17 protein-coding genes are annotated in these 21690 nt (G+C 54.7%); 8 read left to right on the top strand and 9 right to left on the bottom strand.

Annotated features, from left to right (window positions below; all coding sequences use genetic code 11):
• Nucleotides 1-18: 18 nt before the first annotated feature.
• The 5 genes from WA429_RS04805 to glpD are packed head-to-tail and all read right to left on the bottom strand — an operon-like array spanning nucleotide 19 to nucleotide 5473.
• Nucleotides 19-822: a carbohydrate ABC transporter permease gene (locus WA429_RS04805; protein ID WP_068517980.1), complete on the bottom strand. Its 804-nt coding sequence runs from the start codon at nucleotides 820-822 to the stop codon at nucleotides 19-21.
• Nucleotide 823: 1 nt separating this feature from the next.
• A complete protein-coding gene (locus WA429_RS04800; RefSeq protein WP_068517981.1) occupies nucleotides 824-1696 on the bottom strand; it encodes a carbohydrate ABC transporter permease in 873 nt (290 codons plus the stop codon).
• A gap of 14 nt (nucleotides 1697-1710) precedes the next feature.
• Nucleotides 1711-2805: an ABC transporter ATP-binding protein gene (locus WA429_RS04795; RefSeq protein WP_287465853.1), complete on the bottom strand. Its 1095-nt coding sequence runs from the start codon at nucleotides 2803-2805 to the stop codon at nucleotides 1711-1713.
• A 14-nt stretch (nucleotides 2806-2819) separates the two neighbouring features.
• Nucleotides 2820-3920: an ABC transporter ATP-binding protein gene (locus WA429_RS04790; RefSeq protein WP_114114373.1), complete on the bottom strand. Its 1101-nt coding sequence runs from the start codon at nucleotides 3918-3920 to the stop codon at nucleotides 2820-2822.
• Entirely contained in the window at nucleotides 3917-5473 is a 1557-nt protein-coding gene (gene glpD / locus WA429_RS04785) for a glycerol-3-phosphate dehydrogenase (protein ID WP_287465854.1), read from the bottom strand. Before glpD ends, WA429_RS04790 begins: the two co-directional genes overlap by 4 nt.
• A 552-nt stretch (nucleotides 5474-6025) precedes the next feature.
• Between glpD and WA429_RS04780 the strand changes: the two genes are divergently transcribed.
• Entirely contained in the window at nucleotides 6026-7486 is a 1461-nt protein-coding gene (locus WA429_RS04780; RefSeq protein WP_287465855.1) for an NAD-dependent succinate-semialdehyde dehydrogenase, read from the top strand.
• A gap of 87 nt (nucleotides 7487-7573) precedes the next feature.
• Here the strand turns inward: WA429_RS04780 and WA429_RS04775 are convergent, their stop codons facing one another.
• Together WA429_RS04775 and WA429_RS04770 are read right to left on the bottom strand one after the other, a co-directional pair.
• Nucleotides 7574-8116, bottom strand: coding sequence for a hypothetical protein (locus WA429_RS04775; RefSeq protein ID WP_287465856.1), 543 nt, complete (start codon nucleotides 8114-8116; stop codon nucleotides 7574-7576).
• A gap of 36 nt (nucleotides 8117-8152) precedes the next feature.
• A complete protein-coding gene (locus tag WA429_RS04770) occupies nucleotides 8153-8359 on the bottom strand; it encodes a hypothetical protein (RefSeq protein ID WP_287465857.1) in 207 nt (68 codons plus the stop codon).
• Between the two features lie 55 nt (nucleotides 8360-8414).
• On the opposite strand from WA429_RS04770, the gene glpK reads away from it, so the two are divergent.
• Nucleotides 8415-9911 carry a glycerol kinase GlpK gene (glpK, locus tag WA429_RS04765; protein ID WP_287465858.1) on the top strand — a complete coding sequence of 499 codons (1497 nt, stop codon included), beginning with the start codon at nucleotides 8415-8417 and terminating at the stop codon, nucleotides 9909-9911.
• Between the two features lie 167 nt (nucleotides 9912-10078).
• Complete coding sequence (locus WA429_RS04760) at nucleotides 10079-11023, top strand: AEC family transporter (RefSeq protein WP_068518001.1); 945 nt, start codon at nucleotides 10079-10081, stop codon at nucleotides 11021-11023.
• Here WA429_RS04760 and WA429_RS04755 read toward each other — a convergent pair whose 3' ends face one another.
• Nucleotides 11024-13168, bottom strand: a complete 2145-nt coding sequence (locus tag WA429_RS04755; RefSeq protein WP_287465859.1) for a bi-domain-containing oxidoreductase — start codon at nucleotides 13166-13168, stop codon at nucleotides 11024-11026.
• A gap of 138 nt (nucleotides 13169-13306) precedes the next feature.
• Between WA429_RS04755 and WA429_RS04750 the strand changes: the two genes are divergently transcribed.
• The 5 genes from WA429_RS04750 (at nucleotide 13307) to WA429_RS04730 (ending at nucleotide 20177) form a co-directional block, all read left to right on the top strand.
• Nucleotides 13307-15721 (top strand): glycosyltransferase, encoded by a 2415-nt coding sequence (locus WA429_RS04750; protein WP_287465860.1) that lies wholly within the window; start codon nucleotides 13307-13309, stop codon nucleotides 15719-15721.
• A 195-nt stretch (nucleotides 15722-15916) separates the two neighbouring features.
• The gene (locus WA429_RS04745) at nucleotides 15917-16813 is read left to right on the top strand and encodes a dihydrodipicolinate synthase family protein (RefSeq protein ID WP_068518479.1); all 897 of its coding nucleotides are present in this window, start codon (nucleotides 15917-15919) and stop codon (nucleotides 16811-16813) included.
• Between the two features lie 190 nt (nucleotides 16814-17003).
• Nucleotides 17004-18287, top strand: coding sequence for an NAD(P)/FAD-dependent oxidoreductase (locus WA429_RS04740; RefSeq protein ID WP_287465862.1), 1284 nt, complete (start codon nucleotides 17004-17006; stop codon nucleotides 18285-18287).
• Between the two features lie 14 nt (nucleotides 18288-18301).
• The gene (locus tag WA429_RS04735) at nucleotides 18302-19303 is read left to right on the top strand and encodes a 4-hydroxyproline epimerase (RefSeq protein WP_206927809.1); all 1002 of its coding nucleotides are present in this window, start codon (nucleotides 18302-18304) and stop codon (nucleotides 19301-19303) included.
• Between the two features lie 205 nt (nucleotides 19304-19508).
• A complete protein-coding gene (locus tag WA429_RS04730; RefSeq protein WP_068518476.1) occupies nucleotides 19509-20177 on the top strand; it encodes a GntR family transcriptional regulator in 669 nt (222 codons plus the stop codon).
• Between the two features lie 135 nt (nucleotides 20178-20312).
• On the opposite strand, the gene WA429_RS04725 is transcribed toward WA429_RS04730, so the two are convergent.
• Entirely contained in the window at nucleotides 20313-21383 is a 1071-nt protein-coding gene (locus WA429_RS04725) for a proline racemase family protein (RefSeq protein WP_287465863.1), read from the bottom strand.
• Nucleotides 21384-21690 lie beyond the last annotated feature (307 nt).

The following is a 21690-nucleotide window of genomic DNA, read 5'->3' as shown; positions in this document are numbered from 1 at the left end:
ATTCCTCCTGTTTGCCGATTACACGCGACCCATCGCGAAACCTTTGGCGATGTAGTTGCGCACAAACCAGATCACCAAGGCCCCCGGGACGATTGTCAAAACACCTGCTGCTGCCAGCACACCCCAATCAAGACCCGATGCCGAAACCGTACGGGTCATGGTGGCCACGATCGGTTTTGCATCGACCGAGGTCAGGGTGCGGGCCAAAAGCAGTTCAACCCAGCTGAACATGAAGCAGAAGAAGGCGGTCACCCCGATACCGGACCGGATCAGCGGAATGAAGATCGTGGCAAAGAAGCGCGGGAACGAATAACCGTCGATATAGGCGGTTTCATCGATTTCCTTGGGAATGCCTGACATGAAGCCTTCCAAAATCCACACCGCCAGCGGCACGTTGAACAGGCAGTGCGCAAGGGCCACGGCAATATGGGTGTCAAACAGGCCGACACTTGAATAAAGCTGGAAGAACGGCAACAGGAACACGGCCGGCGGCGCCATGCGGTTGGTCAGAAGCCAGAAGAACAGATGCTTGTCGCCGGTAAAGTTGAACCGCGAGAATGCATAAGCCGCCGGAAGGGCCACAACCAGCGAAATGATCACGTTGATCCCGACATAGATCATCGAGTTGATATAACCCGAATACCATGCCGGATCGGTCAGGATCGTCGCATAGTTCGCCAAGGTCGGATTATCCGGGAACAGGGTCATGGCCCCTAGGATTTCCGTATTGGTCTTGATCGACATGTTGAACAGCCAATAGATCGGCAGCAACAGGAACAGGATATAAAGAAGAAGTCCGATATGACGTTTCTGGAAGTGCATTTTATTGTTCCTCCCGCTTTCCGGCGTTCATCACGACGGTATAGAAAACCCAGCAAACCAGCAGAATGATCAGGAAGTAGACCAGCGAGAAGGCCGCAGCAGGCCCAAGGTCAAACTGGCCGACCGCCATACGGGTCAGGAACTGGCTAAGGAAGGTTGTGGCATTGCCCGGTCCGCCGCCGGTCAGGACGAACGGTTCGGTATAGATCATGAAGCTGTCCATAAAGCGCAGCAGAACACCGATCACGAGAACCGACTGCATTTTCGGAAGCTGGATAAAGCGGAACACGGCCCAGCGCGATGCGCCGTCAATTTTGGCCGCCTGATAATAGGCATCCGGGATCGAACGCAACCCGGCATAGCACAGCAGCACAATCAGGCTGGTCCAGTGCCATACATCCATGACAAGAACCGTGACCCATGCATCCATCGGGTTCTGGGAATAGTTATAGTCAATGCCCAGAAGATTGATGACATAACCGCCAAGGCCAATGTCGGCACGGCCGAAAATCTGCCAGATGGTGCCAACCACGTTCCATGGAATAAGCAGCGGCAAGGCCAGCAGAACCATCGATGCCGATACACCCCAGCCCTTGCGCGGCAGGGTCAGCGCAACCGCAATCCCCAGCGGGATTTCGATGAACAGAACGCTGAGTGTATAGATGATCTGACGGATCAGCGCATCATGCAGGCGACTATCGCCCAGAACCTGTTCGAACCATTCGGTACCGACAAAGAACCGGGTTTGCGGATCAAAAATGTCCTGAACGGAATAGTTCACAACCGTCATCAGCGGAATGATCGCGCTGATGGCAACGATGAAGAACACTGGCAGGACGAGGAACCAGGCCTTGTTGTTGGTAATCTTGTTCATTTCCCCATCCCCCCTTACGCGACCAACTGACTGTCGGCGTAAAGCTTGGTCCATTCCGGCGCAAAGCGCAGGATGCCGGACTGTCCGATCACCTGTTCGTCTTCGCCAAGCTTGACCTTGATTTCGGATGCGCCAAACCGGGTGGTCGCGATCTTGTACTGGCCAAGGTCTTCGACCTTGATAATGTTGACCTCAACACCATCAGTTCCTTTGGTCGTGGCACCGGTTTCCAGTGTCAGGAATTCCGGGCGGATACCGAGTTCGATCTTGCCGCTTTGTTTGGAAACGGCATCAAGGTGACGGTCAGAAAGTCCGATCCGTTGCCCGTCAATCCAGGCCGCACCATCATCGATCTTGCAATCCATGATGTTCATGCCGGGGCTTCCGATGAAGTACCCGACAAAGGTATGGGCCGGATTTTCAAACAGTTCCTGCGGGGTGCCCAACTGCACGACCTTGCCGCCATACATGACGACGACCTTGTCGGCAAAAGTCAGGGCTTCGACCTGATCATGGGTGACATAGACCATGGTCGGGCGCAGTTTGTTGTGAATTTCCTTAAGCTTGCGGCGCAGAACCCATTTCAGATGCGGGTCAATCACCGTCAGCGGTTCGTCAAACAGAATGGCCGAAACATCGTCACGGACCAGACCACGGCCAAGCGAGATGGTCTGTTTTTCATCCGCGCCAAGGCCGCGGGCCTTTTGTTTGAGCTTGCCGGTCAGATCCAGCATTCCGGCGATTTCGCGCACACGCGCATCGACGCGTTTTTCATCGACACCTCGGTTGCGCAACGGAAAGGCCAGGTTTTCGTAAACCGTCATGGTGTCATAGATCACCGGGAACTGGAAAACCTGTGCGATGTTGCGGTCTTCCGGGGCCAGATGGGTGACATCCTTGCCATCAAAAAGAACCTGCCCGTGCGAGGGCGTCAGAAGGCCGGAAATGATGTTGAGCAATGTGGTCTTGCCACAGCCCGACGGGCCCAAAAGGGCATAGGCCCCGCCATCTTCCCAGACATGTTCCATGCGGCGAAGGGCATAATCCTCGTCCGATTTCGGATCGGGGAAGTATGAATGCGCCAGGCTTTTAAGATCAATACGTGCCATTTTTCTAACTCACCTCACGCCGCTTTGCCGTTGGAAATCTCGACCGGCGGGGCGGCCACGAGTTTGCCGTTTGCATCAAAGGCAAACAGACGTGTCGGATCGACATAGAAGGACGTGGCTTCGCCCAGACGCGGGTTGTGAACGCCTTCTTCCTGAATGACCCAGGAAACATCGTTGAAATGCACATGGACAAAGGTTTCCGAACCGGTGATTTCGGCCAGTTCAACCTGTCCCTGCATGGCGATCGTGTTATCCCCGGTCGGATCAACCGAAAGGTGGTTGGCGCGAATGCCAAGGGTGTAGGCGCCGTTCGAAAGCCCCGACAGATGACCGGCAAGCGGCACCTGATGACCCGATTTCATAAAGATCGCGCCATCGCGGACTTCGGCATCGACAAGATTGATCGGCGGATCGGAAAAGATCAGGCCGGTCTCGACAAAGGCCGGGTTGTGGTAAACCTGTGTGGTCGGGCCAAACTGGGTGACGCGGCCTTCATGCATGACCGCACATTTCCCACCCAGAAGCAGGGCTTCCATCGGTTCGGTCGTGGCATAGACAACAATGGTGTCGCGTTCGGCCAGAAGGTTCGGGATTTCTTCGCGCAGTTCTTCGCGCAATTTGTAGTCAAGATTGACCAGCGGTTCGTCAAGCAACAGCAATTTGCAATCCTTGACCATGGCGCGTGCCATGGCGGTACGCTGTTGCTGACCACCGGAAAGTTCCTGTGGCAGACGATCAAGCAGATGTTCGATATGCATCAACTCGGCGGTTGAACGCACACGCTTGTCGATTTCAGCCTTGGCGACACCCTGAAGCTTCAGGGGGGAGGCGATATTGTCATAGACATTCATCGACGGGTAATTGATGAATTGCTGATAGACCATGGCGACATTGCGCTTTTGCACGGCCATGCCGGTCACATCGACATTATCGACCAGAATGCGCCCGCTGCTTGGCGGTTCAAGCCCGGCCATAATGCGCATCAAGGTGGTCTTGCCGGCCAGGGTCCGCCCCAAAAGGACGTTGAATGATCCCGGTTCCAGCGTCATCGACACATCGTCGATGTGGGACTCCCCTCCCACGGTCTTGGATATGTTTTCAAGCGTAAGGGTCATTTTCCACTGTTTCCTTCGCCCGTTTTCACGGTGTTTTTTGATTTCGGTTCCGTTGCGAACCATTGGACAATGGCATTACGCGTCTCATCCGATACATGCAGCCCCAGCTTGGAGCGGCGCCACAAAACGTCCTGGGCTGTTTTGGCCCATTCACAATCCACCAGATAGCGCAATTCACATTCGTAAACGTCATCCCCCAGATGCCTGCCAAGCCCCTGAAGATCAGACGCATCACCAACAATTCTGTTGGTGAGTGTGCCGTAGTTTTGCACGTAACGGTAGATTTGTGCGTCGGGAATCCACGGAAATTTCTTGTGCATCGCGGTAAGATACCGCTCGAAATCCGCGTCCGGCATGTCGCCCCCCGGAAGCGCGCTTGTCGCGGTCCAGCGGGTGTCTTTCTGCCCCAGCAAAGGGCAAAGCTTGGTCATGGCTGATTCAGCAAGCTTGCGATAGGTCGTGATCTTGCCGCCATAGATGTTTAGAAGCGGTGCACCATCCTGTTGCTGATCACCGCGATCAATTTCAAGAACATAGTCGCGGGTGACCTGTGATGCGTCTTCGCTGCCATCGCCATAAAGCGGGCGCACCCCGGAATAGGTCCAGACAACATCATCGGTGGTGATTTTCTTTTCGAAATAGCTGTTGGCAAGATCGCACAGATATTGCGTTTCCTCGTCGCTGATCGCGACCTTGGACGGATCGCCCTTATAATCCCGGTCCGTCGTGCCGATCAGGGTGAAATCCTGTTCATAGGGGATGGCAAAAACGATGCGGCCGTCCGGGTTCTGGAAGATATAGCAATATTCATGGTCAAACAGTTTGGGCACGACGATGTGGCTGCCCTGAACCATGCGGATGCCCTGCTTCTTTTTGGCCTCGACCCGGCTTTCAAGCAGTTCTGCACACCATGGGCCTGCGGCATTGACCAGTGATCTGGCCTTTATGACCTGTTCACTGCCATCATCAATGTTGCGGATCGTGACATTCCAAAGATCGCCGTCGCGTTTGGCCGACACACATTCGGTACGTGTGCGAATATCGGCACCCTTGTCTCGTGCGTCCATGGCATTAAGAACCACCAGACGGGCATCCTGCACCCAGCAATCGGAATAGACGAATGCCTTGTCCATGCCCTTGACCAAGGGCTGGCCGGCCGGATGGGATGCAAGACGGATGCCCTCCGATCCCGGAAGTTTTTCGCGCCCACCAAGATGATCATACAAAAACAGACCCAGGCGGATCATCCATGCCGGGCGCAGACCCTTGACATGGGGCAGCACAAAACGCAGCGGCCAGATGATATGCGGGGCAGCGCGCAGCAACACTTCGCGTTCGATCAATGCCTCGCGGACCAGCCGGAATTCATAATGTTCAAGATAGCGCAGGCCGCCATGGATCAGTTTGGTGCTGGCCGATGAGGTGGCGCTGGCAAGGTCGTCCTTTTCACACAAAAAGACACTCAGCCCGCGGCCCGACGCGTCGCGCGCAATGCCCGTACCATTGATGCCACCGCCAATGATGGCAATGTCGAATGTTTCTGAACTGAGCAACCGTTGCCTCCCTGGTGCTCTTATTTGTGACGGCTGTTCTCAGATGCCGTTCCGTTATTTCACAAACGTTACGAGTGGCTAAAAATAATTGCAAGCGAAAATTATTACCGGGTTAAATTTTCGATAACGAACCTGAGGTGGATTTTGCTATGCATTTGATATTTAGTAATTTTATTTGAAAATAGCCGAATTCACAGGCCTGCGGGCGGGGAGCAGTCAGCGTTTGCCTAGCTTTGAAAATGATCGGAATCGGTAGAAATCGAAAATCGATGGGACTCCTGTAACCGGTGGATTACGCGACGTTTTCACGATGCAGATGGTGTTCGCAGGTGGGTGCGGGCGCCATGCAGAAGACGCCGGGGTCGCATTTTCTGCCAAAATTCCGGTTGAATGAGCGACCGGTTGCAATCTTCTGGCAAAGGGCGTGGTCATGGTTGTTTGCGATTGCCAAGGCAGAAATATCTCGCGAAGATGTGGCATTGATCCCGGAGCAGACTAGATGTGGGATATCCGATCGAGTTGCTCCCAATAAAGAATTCCGGAGGCACTAAAATGATATCGCTTAAAGACCCGTCACTTTTCACCCAGCAGGCCTATGTCGGCGGGGAATGGGTCGATGCCCCAGACGGGAAAACCGAACAGGTCACCAACCCGGCCACCGGTGAAGTGCTTGGCACTGTGCCGGTCCTTGGCCGCGATGCGGTCGCCCATGCGGTCAATGTTGCCGAAAAGGCCCAGAAGCTTTGGAAAAAGCGCACGGCGAAGGAACGTTCGGCCATTCTGATGAAATGGTACGATCTGATGATGGAAAATCAGGATGATCTTGGTGCCATCATGACCGCTGAACAGGGCAAGCCGCTTGCCGAGGCGAAGGGCGAAATCGCCTATGCGTCAAGCTTCCTGCAATGGTTCGCCGAAGAAGGCAAACGTATTTACGGTGACGTGATCCCGACCTTTGCCGAAGGCCGCCGTGTGATGGTTCTGAAAGAACCGGTCGGTGTTTGTGCCGCGATCACGCCGTGGAACTTCCCGACGGCAATGATCACGCGCAAGGCGGGCCCGGCACTGGCGGTTGGCTGTGCGATGGTGGTCAAACCGGCAATGGAAACGCCTTATTCCGCACTGGCCATGGCGATCCTGGCCGAACGTGCCGGCCTTCCCAAAGGGCTGCTGTCGATTGTCACCGGTGAAGCGGTCGAAATCGGTGCGGAAATGACCGAAAACCCGAAAGTCCGCAAACTGACCTTTACCGGATCGACCCCGGTCGGGCGTCTGCTGATGCGTCAATGTGCCGATACGGTCAAGAAAATCAGCCTTGAACTTGGTGGCAATGCGCCGTTCATCGTCTGTGAAGATGCCGATATCGATGCCGCGGTCGAAGGTGCGATTGCATCGAAATACCGCAATGCCGGTCAGACCTGTGTCTGTGCGAACCGTCTGTTTGTCCATGATGCGGTCTATGACGAATTTGCCGAAAAATATGCCGCCAAAGTCGCCGAAATGCCGGTCGGTAACGGTTTTGAGGACGGCGTGGTCATTGGTCCGCTGATCAATGAGAAAGCGGTGGCAAAGGTTGAAAACCAGGTTGCCGACGCTGTGTCCAAAGGTGGCCGTATCCTGACCGGTGGCAAGCGCCATGAACTTGGCGGGTCGTTCTTCCAGCCGACGGTGATTGCCGATGCCAACCGTGACATGACGGTCTTCCGCGAGGAAACCTTTGGTCCGATGGCGCCCCTGATCCGTTTCCACAGCGATGACGAAGTTCTGGAAATGGCCAATGATTCCGAATTTGGCCTGGCGTCATATTTCTATTCGCGTGACATTTCGCGCATCTGGAAGCTGGCCGAAGGACTTGAAAGCGGTCTGGTCGGTGTGAATGTCGGCGTCATGGCGACCGAGGTTGCACCGTTTGGCGGTTTCAAACAGTCCGGTGTTGGCCGCGAGGGGTCGAAATACGGCGTCGAGGATTATCTCGAAGTCAAATATGTCTGCATTGGCGGGATCGACGACTGATCCCGGACAGGGCACGCAAGCAAAAGGGCGCTGCACATCGCAGCGCCCTTTTCGTTTGTGATTGTGCTGGTCTGTTGCCCGGGATGATCAAGCCGAAAACAGATCTTTTCGTGCGCCCGATGTCTGGGGATCGTCTTCTTCGCCGGTGATGGATTGTGACGATCCGGCCGGGAGTTCCGATTGCAGTTCGGTAAAGACATCAAACATGCGCGGGTTAAAGGCGATCTGTGCCTGCATCCGGTCGCGGCGTTCGCTTTCGGATTCCTTGCCGTCATTCTTACCGAGTTCCGCATTGGCAAGTGTATTGCCATTAAGCTGCTGTTCGATGGCATCAGCGATAGTTTTTTCGACCGCCTGACGATCTTCGGCATCCATTTTGGCCAGCGCGTCTTCGTCCAGCCCCATGCTTTTAAGGATTTTGGCGCGCAATTCTTCGATTTTGCGTTCCTCGATTTCCTTTACATAGGTGGTAAAGCCGTGTTCGCGGATATAGGCCAGCTCGGTATTTTCTTCCTTGTCGTCATCAGGAAGCGGTTGACTGTTTGAGGCAATCGTCATGCCCTGCGAAGCCGCACTTTTGGCGCTATAGGCGGTTTTGGTGACGCTCAGCAATGTGTCATACAATCCCATAAGAGCCCTCCATGGGAAAAAGATGCCGGTTGGAATTCATTCTTGCCGGATTTGTTGCAATTCGCGTGCCGCGCGAAAACCGTTCATTTTTGCCGCATGCAACGTGTGATAGGCTCTCACCCAACAGGGCTTTGCCAGAAAATCGGTGAAAAATTTTCGAAAACGAATTGTTTTTTGGTGCGATTTTTTTCTAAATAGAGCGATAAAGCCAACCGCCCGGTCGCAAAGACGGGCAGAACGCATGGCATCATGCAGGGTCAGAGGGCAGGGAAACTGCCGGCTCGGGAGGAAAACACAAATGACCGATACGCGTTACATCCTTGCCATTGATCAGGGAACGACAAGTTCACGTGCGATTGTTTTTGATGAAAACGGCCGATCCGTTTCCGTCGCACAACAGGAATTCCCCCAACATTTCCCCAATAGCGGCTGGGTCGAACATGACCCCGAAGATTTGTGGAACACGGTTGTTGCCGTCTGCAAAGAGGCATTGGCACGCGTTGATATCAAACAGGTCGCAGCGATTGGCATCACCAACCAGCGTGAAACCACCGTTGTCTGGGACCGCAAAACCGGCAAGGCGATTTACAATGCCATTGTCTGGCAGGACCGTCGCACCGCGTCGCTGTGTCATGATTTGAAAAAACGTGATCCCGGGCTTGAGGATGCGGTCAATGCACGTTCGGGTCTTTTGATTGATCCGTATTTTTCGGCCACCAAGGTTGCCTGGATCCTTGATCATGTATCAGGCGCACGCGCACGGGCCGAGCAGGGTGATCTTGCGTTCGGCACGGTTGACAGTTTCCTTTTGTGGCGTTTGACCGGTGGTAAATCCCATGCGACCGATGCCACCAATGCCGCACGCACCAACCTGTTTAACATTCGTGAAAACGCCTGGGATGATACACTTTGCCAAATCTTCCGGGTGCCGCAAACCATGCTGCCCGAAGTCAAGGATTGTGCGGCCGACTTTGGCGCAACCGATCCCGATCTGTTCGGGGCCGAAATCCCGGTTCTGGGCATGGCGGGCGATCAGCAGGCGGCGGCCTTTGGCCAATGCTGTTTTGAGCCGGGCGATATCAAAAGCACCTATGGTACCGGTTGTTTTGTGATCCTCAATACCGGGGAGGAGGCTGTAACATCCCGGCATCGTCTTTTGACCACGGTCGGGTATCGCATCAATGGCAAGACAAGCTATGCCATCGAAGGGGCGATCTTTGTCGCCGGGGCGGCGGTGCAATGGTTGCGCGATGGTCTTGGCATCATCAAATCGGCGGCTGAAACCGAAGGATTGGCAAAATCCCTTGATGACAATCACGGGGTTTATCTTGTTCCGGCCTTTACCGGACTTGGCGCGCCCTACTGGGACCCGGATGCGCGCGGGGCGATTTTCGGCCTGACGCGTGATACCGGCCCGCGTGAATTTGTCCGTGCCGCGCTTGAAAGCGTTTGTTACCAGACATTTGACCTGTTCGAAGCCATGGCCGCAGATGGTGTATCGCCCAAGGCGGTGCGTGTTGATGGCGGCATGGTTGCCAATGACTGGCTGTGCCAGATGCTGTCGGACGTTTTGGGCATTTCGGTCGAACGGCCCGAGGTAACGGAAACCACGGCACTTGGTGCGGCCTATCTGGCTGGCCTTCAGGCCGGAATTTACCGCGATCTTGATCATATTTCGGCCAATTGGCACCTCGATGCCAATTTCGAACCGAAGATCGAAACATCGCGCCGTGATGGTCTTTTGGCAGGGTGGAAGGATGCGGTTCGCCGGGTTCAAACCGATCCCGAGGCCTGACGCGCATAGCTGCATTGTCCGGCATTCGTGCCGTAACACTGGTAAGCATTTAAATTGCTTTGTACTATTTCAGGACGGTATCGCTGATGCCGTCCTTTCTTTTTGCGCGATTTATGGAATTTGGGGTCTGTTATCGCGCCTTGATTTACAGGGATGCCGGGGGGAATATGCTTGATCTGATCGTTGGAAAAGTTGGTCCTGTCTTTTTGACGATCATGTGCGGCTTTGTGCTGACCCATATCAAGATCATCTCTCGCCAGGGTATTCCGTTCCTTGCCAAAATCGCGATGAATGCCTTTATCCCGGCCATGCTGTTCCAGACTTTGTCGCAATCCGACATCAGTGCGCATTTCGATTTGCGCCTGTGGGGCAGCTATTATTCCGGTGTGTTTTTGAACTTTGCGGTGGTGTTTGTCATTGCGCGTTTGTGGCTTAAGGCCAGAACCGATGAATCCGCCGTGACCGCGATGGGCGGGGTGTTTTCCAACATCGTTCTTCTGGGCATTCCGCTGGTGCAGGCCGTTTACGGTGAAGAAGGTCTGGTGCCGGTTCTGATCATTTTGTCGATCCATCCGCTCAGTCTTCTGGGGATGACGATCATGATCGTCGAAGGATCGCGCAGTGGCGGTGACGGGCACTGGTTGCCGAAAGTCCTGCGCAGCGTTTTGCGGGTTTTGAAAAACCCGATCATCATCGCGATTATTCTGGGTGTGCTGGCATCCCTGCTTAAGATCCGAATGCCCGAAATGATCGACGGCACCTTTGAGCGGTTCCGCACAGCCGGACCGACCATTGCGCTTTTGCTGGTTGGTGCGGGGCTTTACGGGCAGTCAGTGCGCGGCAATCTGAGTGCCAGCTTGCTCTGTACGGTGGCCAAGATGTTTGTTCAGCCGCTTCTGGTCTTTTCGGTCGGGCATTTCATCTTTGATCTGCCGCCCTTGCAACTGACCATCCTGACCCTTGTGGCCGCGCTGCCATCCGGGGCGAATGTGGCGATCATTGCCGGCAGTTATAATGTCTGTATCGACCGGTCGGCCACGACCATTCTGATTACCACCGTGATCAGCATGATCACCTTGCCGTTGATTGTTCTTTATGCCGGCGCCTTCTGATCAATAACCGGCGGCATTGATCACGAGTGCCATCAGTTTGATTTCATCTTCAAGACTTGGCATCAGCCGATCCTGCCTGCCGGATGCGATGGCATCGACAAAGGTTTCAACGGCCGATCTGTGGCCTTTATCCTGGCTGAAATATGTGCGCATCACGGTGCGTCCATTGATCGAAAGGCTGCGCCAGTCCGTCAGTTGCGCATCAAATCCCGGTGCATCGATCTGAAGGATTTCCTTGGGTTCGCGACGTGTGCTGTACTGATAGCTGATGTCACCTTGTGATCCATCCTCGAACCGGATTGTCCAGATGCTGTCACCGGTGCTGCGATCAAGCCACTGGCAACGGATATCGCTGATTTCAGTTCGGTTCAGACTGGCGATCAGGTCAATGAAATGGGTGATCTCGCCAATTGTACGCCCGCCCTGTTCCGGATTGTTTAGCCAGTGCCGATCGGCAAGCGGGGTGACGCGCACCCGGTATCGGAAATGCTTTGGCCCGTCGGGCAGGGCGTCTTTCAGTTTTGCGGTCATGGCGGCATAGCGGCGATTATGCCCGATCATAAAAATCGCATCAGGCGCCATTGCCGACTGGCAATCGTGCAAAAGCGCAAGCTCGTCGCGCGTTATCGCAATCGGTTTTTCAAGCCAGACATGTTTTCCGGATTTCAGTGCGTCGGCGGCAAGGACTGCATGGCTGTCATGGCGGGTGGCGATCATGACGCTGTTGATTGCGGGGTTGTCGAAAATCTCGTTGGCGGATGTCAGTGCGCGGGCATTGCCAAATTTGCGCGCAACCGCCATCGCAGAAAGCCCGTCACGGGAACAGCATGCGACAATATCGGCATTGCTGCAGTTTTTCAGATACGGGACCAGCTGGCTGCCAAGGTAATTTCCGGTGCCGATCAGACCAACGGTAACGGGGCTTGCTTTGCGTGTTGGTGGTTGTTGCTTGGAAGGTTGACGGGGCTTTGGGATCGAGCGCACCCGGGAATCGTTTGGCGGGGTTGGCGGGGTTGGTGTGGCTTGCTCGGTCGGCTGCGATGCAATGTCATAACTTACCAGTGTCGCCAACTGATCCTGCGACGGACCATTTGCGAAATGATCGGCGATATCGGCAAAGGTGATCTTGTTTGTGATCAGGGGGGATGGATCAAGTTTGCCATCCGCCATCAAATCAAGGGCAGCCTGCATATTGCGTTTGATTGTCCAGCGCACATAGCCCAGCGGGTAGTCATGGCCCAGTTCTTCATAGGCGGGGTCATAGCGGCCCGGCCCGTATGAGCGGACCTGATGAATGCTGATTTCCTTGTCATAAAGGGTTTTGCGATGGGCACTGATATTGACATCGCCAACGCAAATGATTGTGCCGCGATCCCGGCACATGCGTGCTGCCTGATCGATCAATGCATGCATGCCGCTTGCGGCAGCACAGATATAAACAGCATCAAAACTGTTATGGGGTGAGTGGCGGCAATGATCGACACCGCCATGGGCACCGTTTTCCTGTGCAAATTGCCGGCGCAACGGATTTGGTTCGATGATGGTGGTGCGCGCGCCACTGGCATGGGCCGCTTGCAAAAGCAACTGGCCGATCAGCCCCGCACCGATAATCGCGATCTTGTCGCCAATGGTTGTTTTCCCCTGTCGCAAGCCATGCAGTGCAAGGGCATAAAGGGTGGCAAAGGCCGCCTTGTCGTCCGGGACGCTATCGGGAACCGGGCAGGCCATATTGACCGGAACACGGTTCCATTGGGCATGGCTGGCATGGCCCATCCCGGCAATCGCCACCCGCTGGCCAAGATAAAATCCGTCCGCCTTGGCGCCAATGCGTTCTATCCGCCCGGTTGCCGAATATCCCAATGGCATCGGACGACCAAGCTGATTGGTGACGCGCGAAGCGGTGGCCTTTGCACCGCTGGTTGCCAGTGATTTCAACGTCAGTGCAACAAGATCGGGGCGTTGCCATGCCTTTTGCCAAAGCGGTGCTGTTGCCTGACGTGCCTGAGTAAATTCCGTGCCCGGGCTGATGACGCTAAAGCATGTTTGAACAAGGATGTCATGGTCACCCGGGATTGGAACCGGACAGTCGGCAAGGACGACTTTGCGCTCGCCAGGAAATCGCAACAGGGCTTTCATCTCTGCCATGATCATCCTTTTTCGATAACAGGTTGAATATCGTTGGGAAGATTAAACCACATGCGGGCCGGGTTGGTCGATCCGTGATTGACGCGGGCACGGTGCAGGTTTAGCAAGATGGCAGACTTCAATTTGGAACCGCTTATCATGCAACAATCTGTCCCGGCGCGGCATTGGCGCGACACTGTGCTTGGCCTTGCCGCTATCCTGTTTGGTCTTTCTGCACCGCTGTTTTTCTTTGGGCGGACGGCCTTGGGGATCGGGCTTGGACTGTCGCTGATTGCAGCACTTGCGTCTGCTGATCATGGTGAAGCCTGGCGCAAAATGCGTGCTGATATTGCGACGCCTATTGGCTTGCTTGTCTGCGCGGCACTGGCGGCCTTTTTCGTGTCTGCTGCTTGTTCGATCATGCCGGGAAAGTCGCTAGAAACCTGGACCGGGCGTTTCGCAATGATGGCGGGTATCTGGTATCTGATGCGCCTGATCGAACCAAAAGCACGGCTTGCGTGGGATGCATGTATATATGGTGCGGTTGCAGTTGTCGGTTACTGCATGTTTTCCATTCTTGTGTATCCGGAATTATTATCGCTCAAGGCGCTGCGTGAACCGGAGTTTGCGTTCGACATCACCCGTCGCCTCAAACCGGTTGGCAGTTTCCTGATTTTCGGGGCGATGATGCTGGTCATTGATGCCGTCGACCATAAGGGATTGCGTCGATATGTTTCGGTGCTGGCGGCAATCTGCATTCTTCCGATCCTTGAGGTGTCGCATGGTCGTGCCAATGTGGCGGCGATGATGGCTGCGGCCTGTGCGGTTGGTTTTTGTGCGGTACTTCTGATCAAGTCCCGCGTCCTTAAAATCGGCGTGTTGGTCGGGGTGGCCGGTATTTGCGTCATTGCCCTGACATGGTTGAGCGGGGTGACAAGCAATTCAAGCAGCCTGATGGGCTTTGACGCCTATCTGCCGACCTGGCTTGTTGATATTCACCGCCAGATGATCTGGAAATTTGCCTTTAGCCACGTCTTTGATCATCCCCTGATCGGCTATGGGATCAATGCATCGCCCTGGGTTCCCGGTGCCGATGAAATGGCGGGAACATCCAATCAATCTGTGTTGCCCGGACATCCCCATAGCTGGTTCATGGAAATCTGGCTTGAAGTCGGGCTGGTGGGGCTTGCTGTCGTTGTGCCGCTGGTTCTGTTAATTGCAAAGACCGCGATTACGGATGTGTATTGCAACGGGCTAAGGGCGGCGGCTTTGCCGCTTATGATGCTGGCCGCGTACTGGTTTGCCGGACTGTTCAATTACTCGTTCTGGACGTCATGGTGGTTCGGGGTCTTCCTGTTGTCATTGTCGTTGGCGTTGTTGCGCCGTGAAGCGCTACTTGCGACAAGAAAACCCAAATCCCGCCGCAAAACCATGATTGTCTGTGCTGAAGACTGGTCTTTCGTCTCGCACCGGATCGGACTGGGGCGGGCGGCATTGGTGCGTGGTGACGAGGTTGTCGTTGCCTGCAATACCGGGGCCGCGACCGAGGCCCTGCGTGCCGAAGGTTTCCGCGTGGTCAATATTCCGATTGCGCGTGGCGGGCTAAGCCCGTTCAAGTCGCTTAAAACGGTTAAGGCATTGGCTTGTCTGATCCGTCGCGAAAACCCGGACGTGATCGTCAATGTTGCCATTCAATGTGTTGTTCTGTCGGTATTCGCCGGCATGCTGGTTGGTGCAAGGCGGTCGGTCAATATGGTAACCGGGCTTGGCTTTCTGTTCGTTTCGGGCGGGGGCAAGGCAAAGGTTGTTCGTGCCATCGTCTCGATGATTTTGCGGGTTTATGCCCGCTTTGGTTCTGTTCATATAATCGTGCAAAATCAGGATGATCTTGCCCTGATGAAGGGGCTCGGTTTTAAGGAAAACCGTATCAGTCTGGTGCGGGGATCAGGTGTTGATATCTCGGCATATGCCCCGGCTGATAAGGCACCCGGTAATCCCAAAACGGCGATTTTTGTAGCCCGCATGTTGTGGTCAAAGGGGCTTGCAGAACTGATTGAAGCAGCCCGGATGCTTAAATCCAGCGGTCGTGACTACCGTATTCTTCTGGTTGGCGATGTTGATCCGGCCAATCCCGACAGTGCGAATGAGGCTGATCTTATCGGTTGGCAAAAAGACGGCCTTGTTGAATGGCTTGGCAAACGAAGTGATGTTGCGTCGCTTCTGCGCGATGCGGACCTTGCTGTCCTGCCGTCCTGGCGCGAAGGATTGCCAAAGGCATTGCTCGAAGCAGCAGCTTGCGGGCTTGCGATGGTTGCAACCGATGTGCCCGGGTGTCGAGAAATTGTTTGCGATCAGGAAAACGGAATTCTGGTGCCGCTACGTGATGCAAACGCATTGGCCAATGCCATCGAAATGCTGATGGAAGATGACGCAAAACGCGCAGAATTTGGCAAGGCCGCCAGAAAGCTGGTGGAGAATGAGCTGTGCGATGGCGTGATCATTGCCAAAACGCTTGCTGTCGTGACCGGCGAAACGATGCCGCCGCGGGTTCAGAGACTGCCATTCTTTGCCTGATATTATGCAGACATCACCACCAACCAAAGGGCCCGGTTTCGGGCCCTTTTCTTTTTGCGGAAGAAACCCGTTGCACCTGTGTTTTTAATTTTGTATACAATATACATGAATTGCATTTGGTCCCATGACCAAACCGTTTGAACATTCATGGCGGGGTAGGTGAATTATCCAGCCATATCAGGAGGTTACTTTCCCATGCAGGTAAACTGGACTGGCGTTTTCCCCGCCGTTGCAACCCAGATGAACGAAGATGGCTCTATCGATTTTGATATGACCGCAGAACAGATCGAAGCCCTGATCGAGGCAGGCGTTGACGGTCTGGTGATGCTGGGGTCGGTTGGTGAAAACACTGCCCTTGATCCCGAAGAAAAAGTCGCCGTTCTGAAGCTTGCTGTGGAAGTCACCAAGGGCCGCATTCCGGTTCTTTCCGGTGTTGCCGAAAGCTCCACCCGGGCGGCGATCCGCTATGTCCAGGAATGCGAAAAAATCGGTGCCGATGGCCTGATGTTGCTACCGGGCATGGTTTACACCGCCGATCCGCGCGAAAATATCGAACATTTCCGCACGGTTGCCAATGCAACCAAGCTGCCGATCATGATCTATAACAACCCGGGTGCCTATCGCATCGACATCAAGCCCGAAGAATTCAATCAGCTTGCCGATGTCAAAAACCTGGTCGCGATCAAGGAAAGCTCGGGCGACCCGCGCCGTATCACCGACATCTATAATGCCTGTGGTGATCGTTTCGTTCTGTTCTGTGGCATGGATGACCTTGTCATGGAAACCCAGGTTCTTGGTGCGGTTGGCTGGATTTCCGGTTTCACCGATGCCTTCCCGAAAGAATCAGTCGCACTGTGGAAGCTGCTGTCTGAGGGCAAATACAAAGAAGCTCTTGAAATCTATCGCTGGTTCACTCCGGTCCTGCACATGGATGTTCACGCCAAACTGGTGCAATACATCAAGCTGGCACAGGAAATGACCGGCGTTGGCAAACCGCATGTGCGTGCCCCGCGCCTGCCGCTGGTGGGGGAAGAACTCGAAACCATCAAGGCAACCATTCAAAAAGCCATCGACACGCGCCCGTCGCTCTAAGGGCTTCGTTACTGGTCCTTTGTAACGACCGCAATCACACCTCCCGCACCCGAAAACCGTGATTGCATTCCGGGTCGGTTTGATGAAACAGTAAGCTCCCCCGTGGCTATTCATGGGGGAGTTTCCTGCCATCTGGCGACCATTTCACGACAAGAAACCAAACGCGCACCACATCAGGCGAGGCCCCGAAATGACCAATACCAAACCCGATACCAACACTCCGGCAAGTGATGGCAAAAAGGCCGTCGTCATTGGTGCTGGCATTGTCGGGGTGAATGTCGGTCTGGCTCTTTTGAAAAAGGGCTATGACGTTACCATTCTTGATCGCGGGGAGCCGGGCAGGGGGACTTCCTTTGGCAATGCCGGCGGGATTGCGGTTTCCGAATGCGCACCGATTGCGATGCCCGGAACGCTGCTGAATGTGCCGGGCTGGTTGATGGACCCCTATGGTCCGCTTTCGATCCGTTGGACCTATTTGCCCAAAATGATGCCCTGGCTGTTGCGCTTCATTGCCGCAAGCTCCAAGAGCCGGGTTGAACAGATCAGTGCCGAACTGGCCGCGATCCTTAATCGCGTCTGGGAAGATTACGAGCCGGTGATCGCCGAGGCCGGCTTGAATGACGCAGTCTTTAAAAAGGAAGGCGCGCTTGGTGTCTATCGCTCGGAAAAGACCCGGCGTGATGCCGAATACGGCATTGATTTGCGTCGGCGCAAGGGGATCAAAATCCGCGATATCACACGTGACGAGATCATGGATCTTGAACCGGATCTGGCACCGATCTTCCCGTGTGGTGTGATCGAAGAAGACTGGGGCCGTGTGCTTGATCCCTTCAAAATCGTGACCGGTCTGTATAAACATTTCATCGAGCGCGGCGGCAAATTCCAGACCGCAGATGTCACCGATTTCGTCTATCGCGACGGGCAGCCACGTGCGGCCATGACCACATCTGGCGATCAGATCACCTTTGATACGCTGGTGGTTGCCTGCGGTGCGTGGTCGAAAACGCTGGCCAAACGTCTGGGCTCGCCCGTGCCGCTTGACACTGAACGCGGCTATAACACCACCGTTCCCTATCATGATGTCAAACTGTCGCGCACCATCATCAGTGCCGATGACAGCATCATCCTGACACCGATGGAAATGGGCATTCGCGTTGGCGGTGCGGTTGAACTTGGCGGGCTGATTGCCCCGCCCAACTATGACCGTGCCAAGGCCCTGTTTGCCAAGGGCAAGGAAGTCCTGCCGAAACTCAATGCCGAAGGCGGCACCGAATGGATGGGCTTCCGGCCGTCGATGCCCGATTCAAAACCGGTCATTTCCAAAAGCCCGAAACACCGCAATGTCTTCTTCTCGTTCGGTCATGGTCATCTTGGCCTGACCATGGGGGCGACCACCGGTCGTTTGATTTCCGATCTTGTCACCGGATCGCAAACGCCGATCGACATGACGCCCTATCGTATCAATCGCTTCTGAGTGCAGGCCCCATAATGGCGAAAAACAGCTTCTTTTGCATAGACGGTCATACCTGTGGCAATCCGGTTCGTCTGGTTGCAGGCGGTGGACCAAAACTTGAAGGTGCCAACATGCTCGAAAAGCGTGCGCACTTTCTGGCTGAATATGACTGGATCCGCACCGGTCTGATGTTTGAACCGCGCGGCCATGACATCATGTCGGGCTCGATCCTCTATGATCCGACTTCTGATGATTATGATGTTGCGGTGCTGTTTATCGAAACATCGGGATGTCTTCCGATGTGTGGTCACGGCACCATCGGGACTGTGACCATGGCGATCGAGGAAGGTCTGGTAAAACCGAAAACCCCGGGGCGTCTGCGTCTTGAAACCCCGGCCGGTCTGGTGATTGCCGAATATAGGCAGGTCGGCGATTATGTTGAATCAGTCAAGCTGACCAATGTGCCATCCTTCCTTTATAAAACCGATATCGAGGTCGATTGCCCTGATCTTGGTCCGATCAAGGTTGATGTTGCCTATGGTGGCAATTTCTATGCGATTGTCGAACCCCAGGAAAATTTCCGCGATATGGCCGATTTCACGGTGGGGGATCTGCAACGCATCAGCCCGGAATTGCGCCGTCGCCTGAATGCGGAAAACACCTTCGTTCATCCGCTCCATCCTGATATCAAGGGGCTTTCCCATATTCAGTGGACTGGCAAACCGACCCAGTCTGATAGCACCCATCGCAATGCGGTGTTCTATGGCGACAAGGGTATTGACCGTTCTCCCTGCGGCACCGGTTCCTCGGCCCGTCTGGCACAACTGGTCGCCAAGGGGCAGTGGGATCCGGCCGACGAGTTGGTACATGAAAGCATCATCGGCTCTCAGTTCCGGGTTTCCGTGGTCGAGAAAACCAAAGTCGGGGAATTTGATGCAGTGGTCCCGGGCATCGAAGGCTGGGCGCGCAAGCATGGCTATAACACCATCTTTATTGATGACCGCGATCCCTATGCGCATGGTTTCATTGTGAAATAGCCGGGTCGCGATGGCGTTTGTGACAAAGGGGGCTTTATGCCCCCTTTGTTGTATTTCGCCCGATCATGGGAAATTATACAGTATGCAATTATATTGCGACTTGCATGGGCCAGCGTTATGACTATTACCAGACGGGCTTGGCCCGTCTGGGCGGCACATCGACCCGCACGCCATGATTTCGGGTAACAGATTATAAAGAGCTGAAATGACCGCATCACCGCGATTTACCCGCCGTACCATCACCGATCAGGTGACCGAAGACCTTCGGGCACGTATCCTTTCGGGCGATTTCCCCGCAGGCTTCCAGTTGCGACAGGATGCCATTGCCGGTGAATATAACGTATCGCGTATTCCGGTCCGCGAAGCTTTGCAACGTCTTGATGCCGAAGGGCTGGTAACGTTTCAACCGCACAAGGGCGCAATTGTTTCCCAGCTTTCGCTTGATGAAATCGAAGAATTGTTCGAAGTCCGCAAGCTCCTTGAATGCGAATTGCTTCGTCATGCGGTGCCGCGCCTGACCCCGGCCGATCTTAAATCGGTCGAAGACATCCTGCTGGTGTATGATGAAGCCTTCCGGTCGGGGGATGTCGCCAAATGGGGCGAGCTTAACCGTGAATTTCATGACCGGCTTTACCGGGCATCGAACCGTCCCAAGACGCTCGAAATCATTCGCATGATCGGTAACAACACCGTGCGCTTCACCCAGGCGCAGCTTGCCTTGTCCGGTGCAACCGATCGGGCCGAACGCGAACATCATCAGATATTCGAAGCTTGCAAGGCTGGCAATACCGACGAAGCGGTCGAACTGCTTGCCGATCACATTCAAAGTTCGGCTGACAGCCTGATGGAATGCCTGCGCAAGGCCCGCGAATAGGCGGTCATCGCACAGATTTCGCCAAGATATCGCAAAGATATCGCAAAGATAGAGTCCGATAACTAAAAAGGGATGCCAGATGCGGCATCCCTTTTTTGCTGTGACGGGCTCTGCGGCCTAGATGAGCTCAAGGACCTATCGGACAATAAATCCTTGTCCGACATCATCGCCATCCTCGTACCAGAAACTGGCCTTGCCGCTGTAATGGGCCTGGCCGCTGACCGATGCGATGATTGCGGCGTGCGGACCGCAACTGGTGACATCGGCGACCGATCCCTCAAAACCTGATCCGATCACACTTTCAAACTGGCGCGTTTGACCGGGTTTGATCAGGCCCTTGGCATGCTGGATGGCAAGACGCGCACTGACACCTGATCCGGTCGGGCTGCGATCCACCTGATTTTTGGCAAACACACATATATTACGTGTTGGTTGGGGGCAGAACGCGTCGCGCCCGTCGGTCAGGATCGCGCCATACAAAAATGCCAGATCATCATGATCGGGATGGGAAAGCGTGATGCTGTCATTCACCGCCTGACAAATCTGTTCTGAAAGGGCGGTCAGACGGCCGACATTGTCTGGCGTAATCGCCATGCCAAACTGCCCGGCATCAAGGATCGCATAAAACGCGCCGCCATATCCGATATCGGTTTTAAAGGCCCTGCCATCGGGCAGGCAAAGCGCGAGATCACTGGCAAACATGAAGGATGGCACGGATGAAAACCGAACCTTGCCGGTCTTGCCATTGGTAACCTCGACCTCGGCGCGGACCAGTCCGCACGGGCATTCGATATTGACCGGGGTGACGGGTTCGACGGCTTTGACCAGGCCGTAATCAATCGCATAACGACCAAGTGCCAGAATCGCATGGCCACACATGGTCGAATAACCTTCATTATGAATGAACAAAGCCGCCAGATCGGCCTCGGGCAGGCTGGGCTCAACCAGTATCGCGCCATACATGTCGTAATGACCACGCGGCTCGAACATCAAGAACCGGCGCAGATGATCAAGATGGTCACGCGCATATCGGCGCTTGGCAAGAATGTCCTCGCCCGGAATGGCGGGATAGCCTGACGTGATAATCCGAAGCGGCTCGCCGCCGGTATGCATGTCGATTACCTCGATCGTTGTCGACTGATCGGGAAAGGTCGGGGCATTTTGCGAATCAGGTCGGGCTTTATTGCGGTGGGGCATGGTCGCCATCGGGGTCCTCGGTGGTTTTTCGGTCTTTTTAAAGGCCGGGATTCTCTTTTTGCGGGCGGTGTGTGGTGGTTTGGCGCGAACATCTTAGTCTCATTCTCGCGCTGGGCAATATTGGCGGGCTGGAATTTTGGGTCGGTGATGCCCTTGCAGGTCATAAAAGTGAAACCTATATATGCTTTCGCGCAAAAATTTTGCGTAACGGCATTTCTGTCATTTTTTTGCAAAAAGGTGTTTGACAGTTTTGGGAGCGGGCCCTATAACCCGCCTCCACCGACGGGGTGCGGCGCTAGCGAATGCGGCGACGCGG

Origin of the sequence: Thalassospira sp. CH_XMU1420-2 (assembly GCF_037029325.1) — a bacterium.
Taxonomy (GTDB): domain Bacteria; phylum Pseudomonadota; class Alphaproteobacteria; order Rhodospirillales; family Thalassospiraceae; genus Thalassospira; species Thalassospira povalilytica.
This window is presented reverse-complemented; position numbering and strand designations above follow the sequence as displayed.